Origin of the sequence: Providencia sp. PROV130 (genome assembly GCF_028482225.1) — a bacterium.
Classification (GTDB): Bacteria; Pseudomonadota; Gammaproteobacteria; order Enterobacterales; family Enterobacteriaceae; genus Providencia; species Providencia rettgeri.
This window is the reverse complement of record NZ_JAMPQC010000042.1, coordinates 1-3,313: the sequence shown is the minus strand read 5'-3', so window position 1 is coordinate 3,313 and position 3,313 is coordinate 1. Positions and strand designations below refer to the sequence as shown.

The window sequence follows — 3,313 nt, the reverse complement described above, 5'->3', positions numbered from 1 at the left end:
ATAATAAGGCATTTATCGCGGCATTGAATGAAGCTATCGATATAAATATACCTGTTAGTCATGGTGAATTTACAGAGTTCAAGCAACAGGTTGAGTCTGAGTTTAGTCAATTGCAAGCCTCTATCACGGCAATACAACAGACCATGACTAATTCAGAACAAGCGCTTGCAGCTTCTCTAGAACATCTTCGCGCTGATATTCAATCCGTTAAGTCTGGGTGGTTGTAATGCCACCTCGTATACCTCGTGCTTGCCGCAAGCATGGCTGCAGTAAAACAACTACAGACCGAAGCGGATATTGCCAAGTCCATATTAATTCAGGGTGGGAAAGTCACCAAAAAGGGCTGAGCCGACATCAACGCGGTTATGGCTCTAAGTGGGATAAGATTCGTACCCGAGTTCTGCAGCGTGATAAGCATTTATGCCAAGAGTGCATTAAGTCAGCCCGAGCAGTAGAAGCTAAGACAGTCGACCACATTAAGCCAAAGGCACATGGGGGAACCGATGATGATAGCAACCTGCAATCGCTCTGTTGGCCATGTCATAAACGCAAGACTGCAAGGGAGAGAATCAAGTGAAAGCACAGCAAATTAAGTTATCAAAATTGTTTAAGAACGGTCGCTGGATCGGCTGTGGACTTACAGTTGATGGGCGGTTGTTATCTAATCAGAAAGAGTTAAGTCTCACCACAACTCCGCGGGGTGAAAATAATTCTGTGGTTGTTGAGTTCGCGTGGTGTCCGTCAATAGTAGAAGACGCTCCCGACATTCATTTGGATTGATTACGTAATGAAACTATCACCAGAGGGGAGGGGCGGGTAAAATCTCTACCCCTCTCGCCCTCTAGGACTGCCGCTTCAGGTGAATTTTTATACCCGCGAAAAATGAAATTAAAACTGGCTGACTGTTTAGCCTAATTTATGTATCGAAAATCACTGGCCTCGCAATTGCGGGGCTTTTTTGTATCCGCGCATTCACAGCGCAATTTATTGAACGTCGAATCCAATCACTTTGATATGAGCCTTCGAGAATGTCAGTTATAGCTGGCGAGCTTCGACGGGCTGATTTTCTATGTGAACGAGGGTTCATTTCAAATGAAGGTAATACGTATGAATAATATTATTCCTCTCGAATATGATGGGCACCCTGTGCGTTTTAATAACGACGGATGGATCAATGCTACCGATATAGCAGCTAAATTTGGGAAAGTGCCCAATGAGTGGGTCAGGCTTCCTGAAACAATAGCATATATTCAAGCACTTGAAGGTAGATACGGGAAAATCCCGTATGTAAAAACTAGCAAAGCTAGGAAAGATAGGGGTGGCGGAACATGGCTACACTCTAAATTAGCTGTGCGTTTCGCTCGCTGGTTGTCTGTTGATTTTGAAATATGGTGTGATGAACAAATTGATGCTCTTATCCGTGGCAATATGCCAGTTTATAACGATGAGAGAATCAATGCGATATTCTTACTTGATAAGCCAACATCATGGGAAAAGCGTTTTCAACAACCTTTCTATCAAGCATTAAGCCGAATGTCTGGCTTGCCTTATTCTGGTCATGTCGGCGGTTGCCCATCGTTATTTGGGATGATAACAGCTAAGTGGGTATATCAGGCTGTACTACCTGATTCTGTTTATGAAGAAGCTAAGCAGATGGCAAAGGACAGTAAAGATAAAATACACCAATACCTAAAACCAGAAGCTTTACAACTGGTGCAGGATCAATTAGTCGCTGTCACTACTTTAGCTAACGGTTGCATTGACTATAAAGACTTTGAAGCTAGATGCGTTCAGGCTTTTGGAAAGTCAGGAATGCAGGGACTTCTAGTCTTTCCAAGCAATCGACAGCCATCACACACTGTAACATTACAATAGGTCGCTCAGCGGCCTTTTTTATTGGGTGGAATATGAAAAATTACGACATAGACGCCAAGACTACAGGATTCGGAACAAAGATAGATGTAACTGATGGTGAGCTAACAGCTTGCTTACGACAGGCTGGAGAGGTAAGACGAATCACTGTTACTGGTCGCGGCAATGTACGGCAGATTAAAACTGTTGCTAAGACGTTTTATAGAGCACTGAAAGGTGAGTGAAGGTATTGACAAGAAATACACAGTTAAGCAAAAAAAATGCCACCAATGAGCATAGGTGGCGAAATATAAGGTGTAATTGTGAAAAGTGCCATGTAGGAGGTAGCAATACATAGTTGCATATGGCTTTATAAGCATACAAATAAAACGCGTAACAATCAAGTAACTATTTGTTTCTAAATGGTAATATCCTCTAACAGCGAGTAAATCATGACTGAATTAGAATCACATCAAAAAATCCGCTTAGGCTTACTTAAGCTAACAGGCAATAACACCGCAGCAACCGCAAAGGCAATTAAACTCATCAAGGATGACCCACTTGAGTATGAGTTATTTTTCCAATTGTGGAGTAATAACAACGGCAACTTTGATAACGGTAGCGTCGATACATTAACGAAAGTTGATTCCGTCTATCAACGTGTTCAAGAAGCTAAGAAAACGTTATTCAATGATGAAGTAGCAGAATAATCAATCACAAAGCTCATCATGGTGGGCTTTTTCATTAAAGCGCCACGCTCGGCGCTATCAATAAAACCAAAGAACCTTTCAGGATAAGCCTTGAGGATAACCAGTAGTGGTTTGGTTAACCCTCTTTGGGCTGGTTACTCCTGAGCGCAAGGTTTATCTCTAAAAGGAACTAACCATGTTAACTCATAATGAACTTATTGAGCTGTTGGATTATGAGCAATGTACTGGATTATTTAGGTGGAAATTTAGCAGGTGGCCTGTGACTACAGCGGGGCAGGTTGCAGGAGGGCAACAAAATAACCAGTACGTAATTATATCTATCAATAAGAAAAGATACTTGGCTCATAGGTTGGCGTGGTTTTATGTTTATGGACGCTGGCCTGTCATGCACTTAGATCATATCAATGGCGATAGGACTGATAACAGAATTGCCAACTTAAGGGAATGCTCTAGAGTTCAGAATCAGTGTAATCGACCAACCCCAAAAAATAACACATCAGGCGTTAAAGGAGTGTACTGGGAAGGAAGGTCTAAGAAGTGGAGGGCAGTAGTGGTTTTTAACAAAAAGAAAAAGCATGTTGGAATGTTTGCAAATCTTTTTGATGCTGAAATGGCGGTAAAAAAGGCGAGAGATAGTTTGCATGCTGAATTTTCAAATCATGGGGCAAGCTCTATATAAGGAATGAATATGGCTAAAAGACCAGATTGGGAGGCCATCGAGTCGGCTTACCGAGCTGGCGTGATGTCACTTC

The 3,313-nt window shown here is 42.2% G+C and carries 6 protein-coding genes; all 6 read left to right on the top strand.

What is annotated here, in order from left to right:
• Nucleotides 1-227, top strand: a 227-nt coding sequence (locus PSF28_RS21910) for a hypothetical protein (protein WP_272685651.1), incomplete at its 5' end; no start/stop codon positions are given.
• On the top strand, nt 227-577 hold the full coding sequence (locus tag PSF28_RS21905; RefSeq protein WP_272685650.1) for an HNH endonuclease: 351 nt from the start codon (nt 227-229) through the stop codon (nt 575-577). The genes PSF28_RS21910 and PSF28_RS21905, both read left to right, overlap by 1 nt.
• A 530-nt stretch (nt 578-1,107) precedes the next feature.
• Entirely contained in the window at nt 1,108-1,875 is a 768-nt protein-coding gene (locus PSF28_RS21900) for a KilA-N domain-containing protein (RefSeq protein ID WP_248467953.1), read from the top strand.
• 32 nt (nt 1,876-1,907) lie between these two features.
• Nucleotides 1,908-2,096, top strand: a complete 189-nt coding sequence (locus PSF28_RS21895; protein WP_105881131.1) for a hypothetical protein — start codon at nt 1,908-1,910, stop codon at nt 2,094-2,096.
• Between the two features lie 207 nt (nt 2,097-2,303).
• Complete coding sequence (locus PSF28_RS21890) at nt 2,304-2,561, top strand: DUF2560 family protein (protein WP_272685649.1); 258 nt, start codon at nt 2,304-2,306, stop codon at nt 2,559-2,561.
• Nucleotides 2,562-2,736: 175 nt separating this feature from the next.
• Complete coding sequence (locus PSF28_RS21885) at nt 2,737-3,240, top strand: HNH endonuclease (RefSeq protein WP_105881129.1); 504 nt, start codon at nt 2,737-2,739, stop codon at nt 3,238-3,240.
• Nucleotides 3,241-3,313 lie beyond the last annotated feature (73 nt).

Coding starts and splice junctions, on each gene's coding strand:
- PSF28_RS21885 (WP_105881129.1), top strand. CDS start 2,737: ATGTTAACTCATAATGAACTTATTGAGCTGTTGGATTATGAGCAATGT.
- PSF28_RS21895 (WP_105881131.1), top strand. CDS start 1,908: ATGAAAAATTACGACATAGACGCCAAGACTACAGGATTCGGAACAAAG.
- PSF28_RS21900 (WP_248467953.1), top strand. CDS start 1,108: ATGAATAATATTATTCCTCTCGAATATGATGGGCACCCTGTGCGTTTT.
- PSF28_RS21890 (WP_272685649.1), top strand. CDS start 2,304: ATGACTGAATTAGAATCACATCAAAAAATCCGCTTAGGCTTACTTAAG.
- PSF28_RS21905 (WP_272685650.1), top strand. CDS start 227: ATGCCACCTCGTATACCTCGTGCTTGCCGCAAGCATGGCTGCAGTAAA.